The sequence below is a fragment of the Streptococcus sp. 2022WUSS083 genome (assembly GCF_044427155.1).
In the GTDB taxonomy this organism is placed as follows: Bacteria; Bacillota; Bacilli; order Lactobacillales; family Streptococcaceae; genus Streptococcus; species Streptococcus hashimotonensis.
In genome coordinates this window covers 400,540-416,443 of record NZ_JAOTGK010000002.1, presented here as the reverse complement: position 1 = coordinate 416,443, position 15,904 = coordinate 400,540, and the positions used below count along the sequence as shown (strand labels likewise).

Below are 15,904 nucleotides of genomic sequence, written 5' to 3'. Positions count from 1 at the left end.
TACATTTTCATGCCTTTCTAGTTGTTTTGTGGTTATTATAATTATAAAGCATGAAGTGGAAAACGAGCAACTCCTAATTGGAATTGCTCGTTTTTTTATTGTGAGAAGCTAGTTTTTGCCCAGCTTCGTTTTGTTTATTCTACAATCTGCTGATACATATGTGGTCTGCGGTCTCTAAAGAGTCCCCAATCTAAACGTTCACGCGCTCCCATGTCCAAGTCATATGTAGCAAGCAAGACAGCTTCCTCCTCACGTCCAGCCTTGGTCAAAATGTCTCCTGTCTCATCTGTCAAGAAAGAGGAACCATAGAAACACAAGCTAGAAGACTGTCCACCATTTTCTGCAGAAGGCTGCACTTTTTCCAAACCGATACGATTGGCTGCAATGACTGGGGTGATATTGGCTGCCGCATGGCCCTGCATGGTCCGCTGCCAATGACCTTGGCTATCCGTGTCCAAAATCGGCTCCGAACCAATAGCTGTTGGATAAAAGAACAATTCTGCTCCATTCAATGCCAGACAGCGAGCTGTTTCTGGAAACCATTGGTCCCAACAGATGCCAATCCCAATCTTGGCATAACGAGTCTCCCAAACCTTGAAACCAGTGTTGCCAGGTGTAAAGTAAAATTTTTCCTGATAATAATGGTCGTCAGGAATATGGGTCTTGCGGTAAACTCCCAAAACTGTCCCATCCGCATCAATAACTGCAATCGAGTTATACAGGCTATTACCATCCTTTTCATAAAAAGAAATGGGCAAAACCACCTGCAATTCCTTGGCAATAGGAATAAAGTGCTGAACAGCATCATTTTCCTCTACAGACTTGGCGTAGTTGTAATAATCATACTGGCGTTCCTGACAAAAATAAGGACGCTCAAAGAGTTCAGGCAGGAGAATAATCTGCGCTCCCTGACCAGCAGCCTGTCTGACCAAACGCTCAGCGGTCGCCAGATTTTCCCAAAGGTCCTGACTACACTGCATCTGAACAGCTGCTACAGTAACATTTCTCATATTATTTATCCTTTTCATAAATTCTTTATGGGAGTTAGAATGTACCTGAGATAAGGAAAGGCGGTACAGGCTATACTAGAGTATGCCAAACCGACTTGACGCCGTATCAGGGACATTTAGCCCCATAAAGGGGGATTTGCTGGGTGATACAGTGAACATTCCCACCTCCAAGTAGGATGTCGCGAGCTGGAATGCCGACGACTTTTCTGGTTGGAAAAAGCTGCGCTAGGAGATGCAGTGCCTGCGCATCATGCTCATCATCAAACTGGGGAACCAGAACCGCACCGTTGCTGACGTAGAAATTCACATAGGAAGCCGCCAAACGTTCGCCAGCTGTCCGTACTTCTTCCCCCGCTTCATAGACATAGCCTGGCAAGTCCTCTTCTGTTATTAGAATAGGATGTTTTGGAATAGGCAGTTTGTGGACGGTCAACTTTCTGCCCTTGGCATCCACTTGCTCTTCCAAGTAGTCCAAATCAGCTTTGGACATGGCATATTGGGGATCTGACTCATCATCTGTCCAGGCCAAGACCAGCTCAGCTGGACCGACAAAGGCCGCAACATTGTCCACGTGTTCATTGGTTTCATCATTGTAGATACCATAAGGCAGCCAGAGGACCTTTTCAGCTCCGAGAGTATCTAGAAGCACTTGCTCAATCTGGTCCTTGATCAGATGGGGATTGCGACCTGGACTGAGCAGGCAGGATTCGGTCACCAAGATGGTTCCTTCACCGTCGCTATGGATGGCTCCTCCTTCCAGGACAAAGGGATGGGCATCATGGACTGGCAGACCGATAGCCTGACTAAATCGACTAGCCACCTGATCATCTGCTTCATAGTCCTGATAAAGACCATCGTAGCTTCCGCCCCAAGCGTTAAAGGCCCAATCGACAGACAAAGCTCTGCCATTTTCATGGACCAAAACCGTCGGACCTGTATCCCGAGACCACGCATCGTTGGTGGTGATGTCCAGGTAGGTAACACCATCACCCAGCATGGATTGGGCCTCCTCACGGTGTGCTTCATCCACCAAGAGATAGACCTGCTCGCTTTCAGCAATGGTTTTGATGACCTGGCTGAAGGCTTTTTTTGCCCCCTGACCATCAAAGGGCCAGGAACCAGGGCGGGTCGGCCACACCATTAGGGTTCCATGATGGGGCTCATACTCAGCAGGCATGCGGTAACCCGCTGCTTTGGGACTTTCTATCATGACAACCTCCCCTTAAAATCTTCATAGCCAAATTCTTTGATAATACGGCAGTCGCCAGCCTTGTCCATGATGGCTAGGCTAGGTAACCCAATGCCATTGAAGGTGTTGTTTTTGACAAAGGAGTAGATGGCCATGTCTTCAAAGTAAAGTTTGTCACCAATCTGCACAGGTTTTTCAAAGGAATAATCGCCGATGATGTCGCCTGTCAGACAGGTATTGGAAGATAGTCTGTAAGTAAATGCCTTCTCTCCAGTCTCAAATCCATGACGAAGCGGTGGGCGATAGGGCATTTCCAAAACATCCGGCATATGGCAAGTGGCTGATGCGTCTAACACAAGCGTCTCAATGCCATTTTCGACAATATCCAGAACCTCTGTCACCAAATAGCCCGCATTGAGGGCAATGGCTTCACCAGGCTCAATGTAGACTTCTAATCCATAGGTTTCCTGCATGTACTGGATAGAGGAAATCAGCAAATCTAGATTATAATCCGCCCTGGTCACATGATGCCCTCCGCCCATATTGAGCCATTTGACTTTGTGAAGGTAGGGGCCGAACTTGGCCTCGACAGCCTCCAAGGTGGTTTTCAAATCATCCGAATTTTGCTCACAGAGGGTGTGAAAATGCAGGCCATCCACCAAGTCCAGCAGGTCTTCTGAAAACTGGTCAATGCGAACACCGAAACGAGAACCCGCTGCGCAGGGGTCATATAGGGCATGTTCACCTTGGGTCGAACATTCTGGATTGATTCGCAGGCCGACACTGACTCCAGCTGCTCGGCATTTGTCCATATGCTTGCAGAGTTGGCGCTCTGAGTTAAAGACGATATGGTCCGCAATTTCCAAAATCTCCTCCAAATCCGCATCCTTAAAGGCAGGGGCGAAAACATGAACTTCTCCCCCAAACTCCTCACGACCCAGCTTGGCTTCGTAGAGTCCTGATGCAGTTGTTCCAGCTAGGTATTGGCTGATGAGGGGGTAAGTGGCATACATGGAAAAGGCTTTTTGAGCCAAGAGGACCTTGCAGCCTGTACGGTCTTGGACAGACTTGAGAATTTCTAAATTATTGACCAGCTTAGCTTCGTCAATGACATAGGCTGGTGTTGGGACTTGATCGATTCTCATATAGTCCACCAAAACTGGATTTTCTACTACCTGCCAAGGCAAACCATATTGGTTAAGCAGGTCCATAAATGGATCTGGATCCAATTCTTCCAAGTTGTATACACCTGTTTTTTTCCAAGTTCCGTCCATGACAAGCTTGGTTCCAATCATGGCTGGCACGCCAGTTGTGTAGGAAATAGCTTGGGAACCGACCTCTTTATAGCACTCTTGGTGGTCACATACGTTGTAGATGTAGATGGTCTTCTCCACGCCGTCCTTGACACCTGTGAAAATACAGCCGATATTGGTTTTCCCAACAGTACGTGGACCAAGGCTAGCAGGGTCTGGCAAGAGAGCTTTGAGGAATTGAATTGGCACTACTTCTTGTCCGTTAAAGTTGATTGGGTCAGTCCGCAAGAGTCCAACATTTTCCAAGCATTTCATGTGAGTCAAGTAGGATTGACCAAAAGTCATAAAGAAGCGAATACGTTTGACACCTGGAATGTTTTTAGCGAGTGACTCGATTTCTTCATGGTGGAGGAGGTACATATCTTTCTGACCAACTTCTGGGAAGTCATATTCTCGCTTGATAGACATTGCTTCAACTTCCACCCATTTGCCATTTTCCCAGTAGGAACCTGGGGCAGAAACCTCACGCAAGTTGATTTCAGGGTTAAAGTTGGTCGCAAATGGATAGCCGTGGTCTCCACCGTTACAATCGAGGATGTCGATATAGTGGATTTCATCAAAATAGTGCTTCAATGCGTAGGCTGAAAAAACACTGGTCACACCTGGATCAAATCCGGATCCCAAAAGTGCTGTCAGCCCTGCTTTTTCAAAACGCTCCTTATAAGCCCACTGCCATGAATAGTCAAAGTAAGCCGTAAACCCTTCTTCTTCACAACGTTTTTCGTAAATTGCACGCCATTCTGGATCCTCGGTATCCTCACACTCGTAGTTGGCCGTGTCAATATAGTCCACGCCCGTCGCCAAGCAGGCATCCATGATGGTCAAGTCTTGGTAGGGCAGGGCAACGTTCAAGACAGCTTTTGGCTGGTAGCTTTCAATCAAGGCAATCACTTCTTCTACCTTGTCTGCATCCACTTGGGCAGTTTCAATTTTTACGGAAGTTTTTCCTTCTAGGGCAGCCTTCAAATCATCACACTTAGACTTGGTACGGCTGGCAATCATGACTTCCTTGAAGGTATCTTCTGCCTGGCAAACCTTGCTGATGGCAACTTGGGCAACTCCGCCACAACCAATAACTAACAAACGACTCATTATTTTTTCTCCTCTTCTTCTAAAATGTCTTCCACGTATCGAGGCAAGAGAAAGGCTCCGATGTGGAGGTTAGCGGTATAGTATTCTGTGAAAAGCTGGCGCGCCTTCCATTTTTCCTTGTCAAAATCTTCAATAGGATGGTATTTTTTAGAGGCGAAGCCAAACAACCAATAACCCGCCGCAGATGTCGGAATATGGGCCTGATAAACACGGCTGATAGGAAAGGATTGGGTCGCCTTCCGATGCATGGAACGAAAAGCCGACTCATCTTCATCATAGAATGGCGAACCATGTTGGTAGACCATAATACCATCTTCCTTCAAAGCTCGGTAGGCGTTGCCGTAAAATTCCTTGGTAAACAATCCTTCCGTATGTCCAAATGGATCTGTCGCATCATTGATGATGATGTCATACTCATTTTCACAGTTGCGCAAGAAACGCAGACCATCTTGTAAATAAACCTCGACCCGCTCATCTTCCAAGCCAGAGGCATAGTCTGGGAAATACTGACGACAAACTTCCACAAGGAGTTCATCTGGCTCTACAACGTCAATACGTTCGATTTCAGGATACATACCGAGAACTTGGGCAACGCCACCATCTCCTCCACCCAAAATCAATATTTTCTTAGGATTTGGATGAACTGCCATGGGCACATGGACGGCCATTTCGTTGTAAACAAAGTCGTCCGCATCTGAAAAGAGAACCCGACCATTAAGGGTCAAAATCTTTCCAAAGGCTGGCGAGTCCAACACAGCAATGTCCTGAAATTCACTCTTGCCAGCATAAAGTTGTTGACTGGTGCGAATGGATAACTTAACATCTGGCGTTTGGACTTCTGAAAACCACATTTCCATCTTTAGCCCTCCTTTATAACGTTTATGTAGTTGACATCTGGATCTTCCGTACCTTGGACGGAGCAACCGCGCTCCTTGGCAAAGATGATGTAGTCAACAATTTCTTGGGTCACTCGTTCTCCAGGGGCCAAAAGAGGAATACCTGGAGGATAGCACATGACAAATTCCCCGCAGACCTGACCAACTGCTTCTTGCAGGGAACGGCTTTCCCGCTCTGCATAAAAGGCTTCCTGCGGTGACAAGACCAGCTGCGGCTGGATGTATTCTCCTGAGATCAGGTCCGAACCATCTCGTGAATAGAGTCGCTTAATGTCAGCCAGAGCCCCCACCAGTCGCTCAATGTCCTGCAAGCGGTCACCGATTGAAATATAAGCCAAGATATTGCCAATATCACCAAATTCAATCTGAATATCATATTCATCTCGCAGAAGATCGTAGACTTCGATACCAGTTAAACCAATGCCTTGTGTGTAAATAGAAAGTTTCGTCACATCAAAATCATGCACCGTTTTGCCATCAATCAATTCTTTAGAATAGGCATAGTAGCCACCGATGGCATTGATTTCACGACGAGCATACTCAGACATTTCAATGACTTTTTCAAAAGACTCTTTCCCACGAAGGGCCAGATTTCTCCGTGAAATATCCAGACTAGCCAGCAAGAGATAGGAAGCGGATGTTGACTGGGTCAGGTTGATAATCTGACGGACATACTCCACATTCATATCTGGACCGACCAATAAAAGCGAGCTCTGGGTCAGACTACCACCTGACTTATGCATGGAAACAGCAGCCATATCAGCCCCCACATCCATAGCCGCCTCTGGCAATTGGTCCGAAAAATGCAAATGCGCACCATGAGCCTCATCTACCAAAACTTTCATGCCCGCTGCGTGAGCTTTCTCAGTCAAGCTACGCAGGTCCGAGCAAATGCCATAATAGGTCGGATTGTTAATCAAGACAGCAACAGCATCAGGATGCTCTGCAATGGCCCGTTCAAAGGCTGCATTTTCCAAGGCAAGAGCAATGCCAATTCGTGGCTCCACGCTCATATCCACATAGACAGGGATGGCGCCACAAAGGACAAGGGCATTGAGGGCTGACTTGTGGACATTTCGAGGAAGGATAATCTTATCGCCCGCCTTACAGGTTGCCAAAATCATGGTCTGGACAGACGAAGTAGTCCCTCCAACCATGAGAAAGGCATGACTGGCACCAAAGGCTTCTGCCGCCAACTCCTCCGCCTCTCGAATAATGGAGACGGGATGCCCTAGATTATCCAAAGGCTTCATGGAATTGACATCAATCCCCACGCATTTTTCTCCTAACAGTTCGACCAACTCAGGATTTCCGCGCCCTCGTTTGTGTCCTGGGACATCAAAGGGAACAATCCGTTTTCGGCGTAACTGTTCCAACCCCTGATAAATAGGGGCTTGGTGTTGATTTTTCATATTGAAAAACTCCTTTGCTTGATGGACTCCCACCCTTTTTTAAACAAGTAAAAAGAGCAGGGTTCATCCTGCTCTACAATCCAAATCGACGTTTTTTATTCTTCTCTTGAGTTTATGTGCCTACCGTTTCCTACTCTCCAGTGCAAATATATACGTACTTTATTGACCGTTTCACAAGATGACGTGTGCTTTCACCACACTAAATTTGATATACGAATTAGGGATGAACCCTAAAATCAACTTATAAAATGTAGGCTTTTAACCCTATCAATAATGTGGCTTACGCCACGCTTCGGCATTCGACCTGCCTGTCCGTAGGCTTTGGTTATGATCAATAGCAGAGCTACTCATCCCATATAGGTCTGATATTTGCTAGAATAGGTATGACTACTTTTCCTAGGCCTGTTTATTGTAACACGGAAATTTCTCTTTGACAAGTATAATTTTTAATATTTTTTACAAAAAATCCAAACATTAATAAAAAAATGGCTTCAAACGTTCGAAACCATTTTATTTTTTTATTTAATTCCTAATGCAATTCGAGCATAACGACTCATTTTTTGAACGGTCCAAGCTGGTGACCAAACCAGTCTCACATCTACTTCTGTTACTTCAGGAACATCCTTCAGTACATCATGAATTTGATCGGTGATTAGATCGGCTAATGGACAACCCATGGTCGTCAAGGTCATATCAATTTCAGCCTTGCCCTCAATAAATCGGATTTCATAAATTAACCCTAAATTGATAATATCAATACCTAGCTCAGGGTCAATCACATCTTCAAGAGCATGAAAAATACGCTCCTGAATGTCTTTAATTTGATCTTCTGTGTACGTCATTTTTCTCTCTTTCTTGTTCACAAGTTCAATACTAGAAAAGAAACAAACCAAGTTTGTGTCAAAAAGTCCACTTAGCGCTCCCTTTCTCATTTCAAGGGGAGCGGTTAAAATAGCCCACTGGGCTTTGGCCGCTTTCTTATTTCTAGGCTCAGGTTAAAACACCAAAGGTTAGTCTGATTTAATATTTCTGGGCAGGCTTCAACAGTCTGGGAGACTGTTGAAGGTTGGAGATGAAACAAACCAAGTTTGTGTCAAAAAGTCCACTTAGCGCTCCTTTTCTCATTTCAAGGGGAGCAGTTAACCTTGTCCGCTTTCGTGTTTCTAGGCGGACGTTGAGAAAGCCTATCCGTAGGCTTATTCCTCGCTTTCCTATTTCTAGGCTCGGGTCGTCAGTGGTGTTTTAATCCTCAATAAAGTCTCTGAGTGGTTTGCTGCGGGATGGGTGGCGGAGTTTACGGAGGGCTTTGGCTTCGATTTGGCGGATGCGTTCACGGGTTACGTTAAAGACTTTACCAACATCTTCAAGCGTGCGCATTTTACCATCATCTAAACCAAAACGAAGACGCAATACGTTTTCCTCACGGTCAGTAAGAGTATCCAATACCTCATCTAACTGTTCACGAAGAACGACACGAGTTGTGTAATCAACTGGATTTTCAATGACTTCGTCTTCAATAAAATCTCCAAGATGACTATCATCTTCTTCACCAATTGGGGTCTCAAGTGAAACAGGTTCTTGGGCAATCTTAAGGATTTCACGAACTTTCTCAGGCGTCATATCCATACGCTCTGCAATTTGCTCAGGAGTTGGATCTTGGCCCAATTCCTGCAAGAGATTGCGTTGTTCACGGACCAATTTGTTAATGGTTTCTACCATGTGAACAGGAATACGGATTGTACGCGCTTGGTCCGCAATGGCACGAGTGATAGCCTGACGAATCCACCAGGTTGCATAAGTTGAAAACTTGAAACCTTTAGAGTAGTCAAACTTGTCAACGGCCTTCATCAAGCCCATATTTCCTTCTTGAATCAAGTCAAGGAACTGCATACCACGCCCTACATAACGTTTAGCAATGGAAACAACCAAACGCAAGTTGGCTTCAGCCAAACGTTGCTTCGCTTCTGGGTCACCTGCTTCAACCGCCAATGCCAATTCTTGCTCTTCTTCGTTGGTCAAAAGAGGTACAACACCAATTTCTTTCAAATACATGCGGACTGGGTCGTTCACTTTTGCAGAAGTGCTTCCGAGCAATTCTTCATCAGATAATTCTGGCTCTTCCTCTACCTGCATAGCACGAGCAGAAGGGTTCCCTTCTTTATCGACAATCGAAATCCCTGCGTCCTGAATACGTTGGAGCAAATCATCGATTCCGTCAGCATCAAGCGTAAATGGAATAACCAGTTGGTCATTGATTTCATCGTCTGTAGCTGAACCTTGTTTTTTATGGTTACGGATAAATTCGGCAACTTGTACATCAAAAGTAGTTACTTCTGTTTTTTTATCTTTTTTATTTGTCATATTTACTCCATTTGTCTTCTTCTATCGAGGAGTTTTTGCAACTCATCGAGGGCAATATCTGCATTTCCCACATGGGAATGTTCACGGATTTTCCGTGCTAGGTGCTGGTTCTCCTTCTTTAACAATTCCTTGTCTCGCCGAATTTCTAATTCTTCGATTTCGTGTGGAGACACTTCATTAGGTAAACGTTCTTCCTGCATACGATACCAAGCCTGTTGAGCGGAATCGTTCAACTGTGATAGTTCAAAACTGGTAATTTCCCCAGATTTTTTTAACATATCATAAATAGCTTGCAATTCTGGCGTCGCAAAATAAAAATCTTCTCGTAAACGGAACTCATTGAGAATATAAGGATGTTCAACCATCCGATAAAGTAAATGGTTTTCTGTTCGAATAAGACTCGTTATACGAGCAATCGTTTGGACTGGTGGCAAATAAGACTGACCAGTCTGTGATTGAAATACCTGTTGTGTTCTCTCCTGGCGCTGGTTCAGACGAACAGCATTTACTGCCTGTTCCACCTGATTATAATCAAAGTCAGAAAGTAAATCCGCCACCTTATAAATATAAGAATTTTGAGCTGTAATGGATGATACTTTGGCAATAATTGGTGCAATCTTATCTACAAACTCAATCTGCATTTGTAGATTGTCAGGATTTTCAGGTTTCAAGTATTGAATCAAAAATTCTACATCGCTGATTCGTGACTTGGTTAAAACCTGTTGCAAGGCTTCTTCCGAATTTTTCTGCAAAAATTCATCTGGGTCCATATTATCTGGCAAGCTCACGATTTCAACCTGAAAATCTTGTAATTCGTCCAGCGCCTTCATGGTAGCTGCCTGTCCAGCCTTATCCCCATCATAAGTCAGAACAATTTTCTTACAAAACTTAGCTAGGTGTGCAACATGCTCTCTTGTCAAAGCTGTTCCCATGGAAGCCACTGCATTATCAATCCCTACACGATGAGCAGCAATAACATCTAGAAAACCTTCCATGAGATAGGCTTCACGTTGCTTCTTAATAACCGCTTTAGCCTTGTCTAAATGATACAATTCATAGCTTTTATTGAAAATCGCAGTACTACGAGAGTTTTTATACTTAGCTAATTGTTTATTGTTTCGATCTTCTTCGGTCCAAATCCGACCTGAAAAAGCTACAATTCGACCATATTCATCCGCCAAGGGGAAAATAATCCTAGCTTGAAAGGCGTCATAAATAATATTATTCTCACTTGGATTGAACAAACCCGAATTCAATAGACTTTCTTCGTCATATTGACCTGATAGTTTTTGGTAAAGAATATTCTGTTCGGCCGGAGCTAAGCCTAGCTGGAATGTTTTTATGACATCATCTGTCAAGCCACGTTGGTGTAGATAAGCTCTAGCTTCCTCACCCATTTTGGTTGTCATCAAAAGGGCATGATAAAACTTTGCGGCATCCCGATGAATATCATACAGGACCTGATGCGGACTAACCCTTTTCTCCTCTTGATGATAGGAAGGAGTTACATCTACTTGAAAACCTGCCTTCTCAGCTAAGATAGCTGCCGCATCCGCAAAAGAAACACCACGAACTTCTTCGACAAACTTGAATACATCTCCGGACTTACCACATCCAAAACAATGGTAGAACTGCTTGTCTTCAATCACATTGAAAGACGGGGTTTTCTCCCCATGAAAAGGGCAAAGACCGACATAATTACGTCCGGCCTTAGTCAAAGCAACCGTTTCACCAATAACGTCAACGATATTGAGAGCTTGTTTTATTTCAGTAATTTTATCCTTTGAAAGCACATTCCCTCCTCATATCATACTAGCTAATTTAAAAAGTGAACACTCTTCCCTTAGTTTAACATACTCTATTGTATACTAAATACGGGAAAATGTAAAATTTCTAAAACAAATTGCTTGTAAAATATTTTTTTATGGGTATAATAGGTTAAGTAAAATATTTATGAAAGGACATATTTAGGATATGTTGAAAGAATTGAAAAATTTCTTGTTCCGCGGGAACATTGTTGACCTTGCTGTTGCGGTTGTAATTGGTGGTGCGTTTGGCGCTATCATCACTTCTTTTGTTGATGACATCATCACTCCGTTGATCTTAAACCCTGCTTTGAAAGCAGCAAACGTTCAAAACATCGCTGATCTTGCTTGGAACGGTGTTAAGTACGGTAGCTTCTTGAGCGCTGTTATCAACTTCTTGATTATCGGAACTTCAATGTTCTTCGTTGTTAAAGCAGCTGAGAAAGCAATGCCTAAGAAGGTTGAAGAGCCAGCTCCAGCTGGACCAACTCAAGAAGAATTGCTTGCAGAAATCCGCGATTTATTGAAAAAATAATCAATAAGATAGTGAAACAGGCCCTGTGCCTGTTTTTCTTTTGCACTATGACAAAAAGAAGATGTGAGCCTCCACTCACATCTTTTCTTATCCTTCGTATCCATTTGGATTTTTCGATTGCCAGTTCCACGTATCGCGACACATATCTTCAATTGTTTTTTCTGTTTTCCAGTTGAGTTCAGCCAGAGCTTTGTCTGCATTAGCATAAAAGGACGGAAGGTCTCCTGCTCGATTTGGCGCAAAGCGATACGGAACATCTACACCTGTTACTTGAATGAAAGTATTTACCAATTCTAAGACACTTGTTCCTTGACCAGAACCTAGGTTATAGGTATAAACCTGATTAGCTTCATCTAATTTTTCTAATGCTCGTACGTGTCCTTTGGCCAAATCAACAACATGGATATAGTCTCGTACACAAGTCCCATCTGGCGTATCGTATGCATTTCCAAAAATATTGAGAAATTCACGTTTACCAACTGCTACCTGAGCTACAAATGGCATCAAATTATTTGGAATGCCTGATGGATCTTCCCCAATCAAGCCTGACTCATGAGCTCCAATTGGATTGAAATAGCGCAACAACGAAATAGACCAATCTGGATCAGAAACATAAATGTCGCGAAGAATCTGTTCACACATGACTTTCGTTTGACCATACGGGCTTGTTGGAACTCCTACTGGCATATCCTCTTGATAAGGAGAGGGATTAAAACTGCCATAAACAGTCGCACTAGATGAAAAGACGATTTTCTTCACATCAAACTCAGCCATCACTTCAACCAATGAGAGAATGGACATGATATTATTTTCGTAATAAGCACCAGGTTTTTGAACTGATTCTCCTACTGCCTTAAATGCAGCAAAATGGATCGCTGACTCGATATTTTCTTTCTCGAATACCTGACGCAATCCCTGTTTATCTGCTACGTCTAGCTGATAGAAGGTCGGTCTCTTTCCTGTAATTTCTTCAATACGATCCAATACCTGGATGCTTGCATTAGATAAATTGTCAACAATTACTACTTCTTTACCTAAATTTAACAATTCGACAACCGTATGACTACCAATATAACCTGCACCGCCAGTAACTAAGATACTCATCTCTTTACTCCTTTTCACCTGGACAAAAATTCTATATCCCTATTATATGTTACCTGTTGTAAAAAGTAAACAAAAAACAGCCTTTCGGCCGTTTTCAAATTCAATTAGAATTTTTTACGCTTGCGAGCTGCTTCTGATTTACGTTTACGTTTTACAGATGGTTTTTCGTAGAATTCGCGTTTGCGTGTTTCTTGAAGAGTACCAGCTTTAGTAACCGCACGTTTGAAACGACGAAGAGCATCATCAAGTGATTCGTTCTTGCGTACTACTGTTTTTGACATTATTTTCACTCCCCTCAATTTCAAAGTCTTTATCATTTTACTATGATTCAACTCATTTGTCAATATTTTTTAATTCTAAGTATGTGTCTAAATTTTTGAGATTTGCCAATACCTCTTATAATACAAGCGTTGACAGAGATTTCTCACTACCGATTTTTTTCAAAAAAAGCCGATACAAGTGTTTTTTCCTTGTATCAGCCTTGACGATATTGTTTTCTTTATGCTACAATAAGCTATGGCTGATTAAGCAAGGCCCACTTGTCTTAATCGGTGGTGTAGGAATTCCCGTTCCTACACCTTTTTTTGATTTTTGATACAATCATTATAGCACATTATTAATGATAATGCAATCGAGAATATGCCAAAAAACACTAAAAATGCTCTACTTTTAGCGTGTTCGGTTTAACTTCATAAACCCTCGTAGTTGACCTTTTTTCGGTTGCTTAAAAATTTTTAATAAACTATGATCTGTTTCATTAGGCAGTATTTTTTTTACCTCTCCACCCGACATACCTCTACCGTAACTATAGTTCTGCCACTCTCCAAAAAATAAGTCACGTAAATCCTCTAGTCGATCTAGTAGTATCATTCGAGCCATAGTACAAGCTCCGTTTTCTGACCAGTACATCCCCCTCTTCTTCATCCGGTAGGTTAGTTTCCTATGCTGTGATTCCATAATACCTAAAGAATGTGTTGGTAGTCCTCTTAATGCAGCAGACTTAGTCTGACTAAATCTCTTCAAAAACTTATACTTAAAATGCAGAAGTTTAGCCACTTCCTCCTCATTCTCAGCCATAGCTTCACACGTATCAAATACAACTTCTGCATCTGACTTGTTATGAGAGTATTTGGCAGCCAGTAGCCTATCCGTCAATTCTTCAGGATAATTTTTAAGAATAGTCCTAATTTTCTCGTCCACATGGTAAGCATCCCAAAAGTGTTCATGCCTTTTTATTCCAAGAGCCTTGGCTATCTCAAGGAAGATGCGTCTTGTATAGCCTTTACCATTATCCGAGTTTGTAATTAGAATAGTTTCTGGTGTTATTTCAAAATGATTATAGAGATAGTCCAACAAGTCATCCTTAGCTTGATTGTAATTGATATGGACAATCTCTTTTTTATTTTCGAGCATATACCTGTTGGGACTAATCTGCTTTCGACCTGTATGGACTACAAAATGGGATAATTCCCGATTCCTACGCTCGTCTGCCTTTTCTGTGCATTTAACCATAACCCCGTCCCCCTCAACATAGATGAACTTACTCTTTATCTTTTGAAGTTCGTTACTTGGCTTATTTATATGACGTTCTCCTCTTTGTTTGAGCAATTCTCCTGCTTCCTTGATAGCCTTAAGTACAGTGTCTTTAGTCACGTGGAATCCAAGGCAGGTTTCAATCACTATTCCTACTTGTCGATAGGATAACATAGTTGACAACTTTGAAACATAATAAAGCAACTCTCTCGAAAATCGGGTATGCTTTCTAAGCCCTAATTTCTCATCGATTGGAATTCTTGTGCGTACACCATTGGTCCAACGGCTTCTGGAAAAGGTTATTTCTCCGAACGTAAACAGGACGGTTCGTTCTGTTTGGTTAATTCGTCGATAGCCGTTAGCTCTCATGATTGGAGCAATATAAGCCTCGTACTGCTTAATATACTTCAGAAACTGCTCCTGGGTATTCTCTCGAAATTCTGCCAATAATTCTCTCTCATCAATTACAAAATTGTTCATCATACTATTTTATTCGTTTTTGAGCAAAATAAAAAGCCCTCTCCAAAAGGAAAGGGTTATAACCTTATAAACATATCCATAAATACAATTATGTTTATATTTGCACTTATAGGTTTTCAATCAAGTCTGCCAGTAAAGCAGAGTCAGATCTGTAGCCTCTCTCCTGGGAAGCTTGTCTAAGTTTCTCACGATGTGTTGGGGTCAACATAAATTGGTACTGCTTCTTTGTTTCATGCCCCTGCATTTTAGGGACCTCAATTGTTGGTTTCGCTAATGCTTGGCGAATTTCTTTTGCTTTTGGTTCAAATGCCATATAAGCCTCCTAAATATAAATCTATTTGTATTTACAATTATATTTATATTCTATCAGAAATCTGACTAAACGTAAAGTCTAGCTCATCGAAAAACTTCTTGTGTTTTTGGTAAAGCTGATCATCTGCTCTCATCTCTGCAAGTGATACTTTATCCAAAGTTGATCGATTGAATAACTCTTTGGCTGGCACAATACCAATCATATCTTCATCCGATTCTATTCTTTCCAATAGCTCACGGGAGGAGTTGGTATTGTGTTTAATCATATTCGCTACAAAGAGTAGCTCGGCTGTGATGTAGCTTTCTCTTGTTTGATAGTTGATTGCAGTTTTTCTAAATTCCTCAACCCTATCCATGATGTTGAATTTTGCTTGGTAACCAAAGTCACTTGGGATAACCGGACTAATCACCGAGTGACTCACGGCAATCGCATTTCTCGTTGCAATTGAGAAGTCTGGACGGCAATCAATGATAACATAATCAAATTGACCAAGGGAATAACTTTCATAGTTATCTTCTAACCACATATAAAGCAACATATCCTTGTTGGTTTTATGTTCCAGGCTTGCTTCAATCCAATCCAAGTTCATTGAGCCAGCAATCAGAGAGATGTTCTTTTTTACTTCAAGGATAGCAACCTCTCCCCGACCTAGAAAGACATTCCCAACTGTCTTCTCATTATCATAGACATTGTAAATCTGCGAGAGGTTACACTGGTGGTCTAGGTCAATAAAGAGGACCTTCTTGCCTGATGCTGCCAGGTATTCTCCATAATTAAATGCCAAGGTAGTTTTTCCAACACCACCTTTAATTGCTGCGAAACTTACAATTTTCATATTCATTGTCCTCCAATCTATTTGAT

14 protein-coding genes and 1 pseudogene are annotated in these 15,904 nt (G+C 42.5%); 1 reads left to right on the top strand and 14 read right to left on the bottom strand.

Annotated elements, in window-relative coordinates:
• Positions 1 to 134 precede the first annotated feature (134 nt).
• The 9 genes and pseudogenes from aguB to dnaG all read right to left on the bottom strand — a co-directional run bounded on the left by aguB (position 135) and on the right by dnaG (position 11,066).
• On the bottom strand, positions 135 to 1,010 hold the full coding sequence (gene aguB, locus ODU41_RS03970) for an N-carbamoylputrescine amidase (RefSeq protein ID WP_398578676.1): 876 nt from the start codon (positions 1,008 to 1,010) through the stop codon (positions 135 to 137).
• Positions 1,011 to 1,116: 106 nt separating this feature from the next.
• The gene (gene aguA, locus ODU41_RS03965; RefSeq protein ID WP_398578675.1) at positions 1,117 to 2,220 is read right to left on the bottom strand and encodes an agmatine deiminase; all 1,104 of its coding nucleotides are present in this window, start codon (positions 2,218 to 2,220) and stop codon (positions 1,117 to 1,119) included.
• On the bottom strand, positions 2,217 to 3,344 hold the full coding sequence (nspC, locus tag ODU41_RS03960) for a carboxynorspermidine decarboxylase (RefSeq protein WP_398578681.1): 1,128 nt from the start codon (positions 3,342 to 3,344) through the stop codon (positions 2,217 to 2,219). Before nspC ends, aguA begins: the two co-directional genes overlap by 4 nt.
• Before the next feature lie 3 nt (positions 3,345 to 3,347).
• Positions 3,348 to 4,604: pseudogene (locus ODU41_RS03955) on the bottom strand (saccharopine dehydrogenase family protein); the annotation flags it as partial.
• Complete coding sequence (gene speE, locus ODU41_RS03950) at positions 4,604 to 5,461, bottom strand: polyamine aminopropyltransferase (RefSeq protein ID WP_074390973.1); 858 nt, start codon at positions 5,459 to 5,461, stop codon at positions 4,604 to 4,606. The pseudogene ODU41_RS03955 and the gene speE, both read right to left, overlap by 1 nt.
• 2 nt (positions 5,462 to 5,463) lie before the next feature.
• Positions 5,464 to 6,912, bottom strand: coding sequence for an aminotransferase class I/II-fold pyridoxal phosphate-dependent enzyme (locus ODU41_RS03945; RefSeq protein ID WP_044760918.1), 1,449 nt, complete (start codon positions 6,910 to 6,912; stop codon positions 5,464 to 5,466).
• 518 nt (positions 6,913 to 7,430) lie between these two features.
• The gene (locus ODU41_RS03940; RefSeq protein WP_002935553.1) at positions 7,431 to 7,754 is read right to left on the bottom strand and encodes a metal-sulfur cluster assembly factor; all 324 of its coding nucleotides are present in this window, start codon (positions 7,752 to 7,754) and stop codon (positions 7,431 to 7,433) included.
• Between the two features lie 400 nt (positions 7,755 to 8,154).
• A complete protein-coding gene (rpoD, locus tag ODU41_RS03935) occupies positions 8,155 to 9,273 on the bottom strand; it encodes an RNA polymerase sigma factor RpoD (protein ID WP_002935555.1) in 1,119 nt (372 codons plus the stop codon).
• Between the two features lie 2 nt (positions 9,274 to 9,275).
• A complete protein-coding gene (dnaG, locus tag ODU41_RS03930; protein WP_044673027.1) occupies positions 9,276 to 11,066 on the bottom strand; it encodes a DNA primase in 1,791 nt (596 codons plus the stop codon).
• Between the two features lie 181 nt (positions 11,067 to 11,247).
• Here dnaG and mscL point away from each other — a divergent pair, with 181 nt between their 5' ends.
• The gene (gene mscL, locus ODU41_RS03925) at positions 11,248 to 11,613 is read left to right on the top strand and encodes a large conductance mechanosensitive channel protein MscL (protein WP_024406913.1); all 366 of its coding nucleotides are present in this window, start codon (positions 11,248 to 11,250) and stop codon (positions 11,611 to 11,613) included.
• A gap of 87 nt (positions 11,614 to 11,700) precedes the next feature.
• On the opposite strand, the gene galE is transcribed toward mscL, so the two are convergent.
• The 5 genes from galE to ODU41_RS03900 all read right to left on the bottom strand — a co-directional run bounded on the left by galE (position 11,701) and on the right by ODU41_RS03900 (position 15,878).
• Positions 11,701 to 12,717: a UDP-glucose 4-epimerase GalE gene (gene galE, locus ODU41_RS03920; RefSeq protein ID WP_074390972.1), complete on the bottom strand. Its 1,017-nt coding sequence runs from the start codon at positions 12,715 to 12,717 to the stop codon at positions 11,701 to 11,703.
• A gap of 104 nt (positions 12,718 to 12,821) precedes the next feature.
• Positions 12,822 to 12,998: a 30S ribosomal protein S21 gene (gene rpsU / locus ODU41_RS03915; protein ID WP_000048054.1), complete on the bottom strand. Its 177-nt coding sequence runs from the start codon at positions 12,996 to 12,998 to the stop codon at positions 12,822 to 12,824.
• A gap of 388 nt (positions 12,999 to 13,386) precedes the next feature.
• The gene (locus ODU41_RS03910; RefSeq protein ID WP_398578680.1) at positions 13,387 to 14,730 is read right to left on the bottom strand and encodes an ISLre2 family transposase; all 1,344 of its coding nucleotides are present in this window, start codon (positions 14,728 to 14,730) and stop codon (positions 13,387 to 13,389) included.
• Positions 14,731 to 14,836: 106 nt separating this feature from the next.
• Positions 14,837 to 15,043, bottom strand: coding sequence for a hypothetical protein (locus ODU41_RS03905; RefSeq protein ID WP_313926557.1), 207 nt, complete (start codon positions 15,041 to 15,043; stop codon positions 14,837 to 14,839).
• A 43-nt stretch (positions 15,044 to 15,086) separates the two neighbouring features.
• Positions 15,087 to 15,878, bottom strand: a complete 792-nt coding sequence (locus tag ODU41_RS03900; protein ID WP_105120703.1) for a ParA family protein — start codon at positions 15,876 to 15,878, stop codon at positions 15,087 to 15,089.
• Positions 15,879 to 15,904 lie beyond the last annotated feature (26 nt).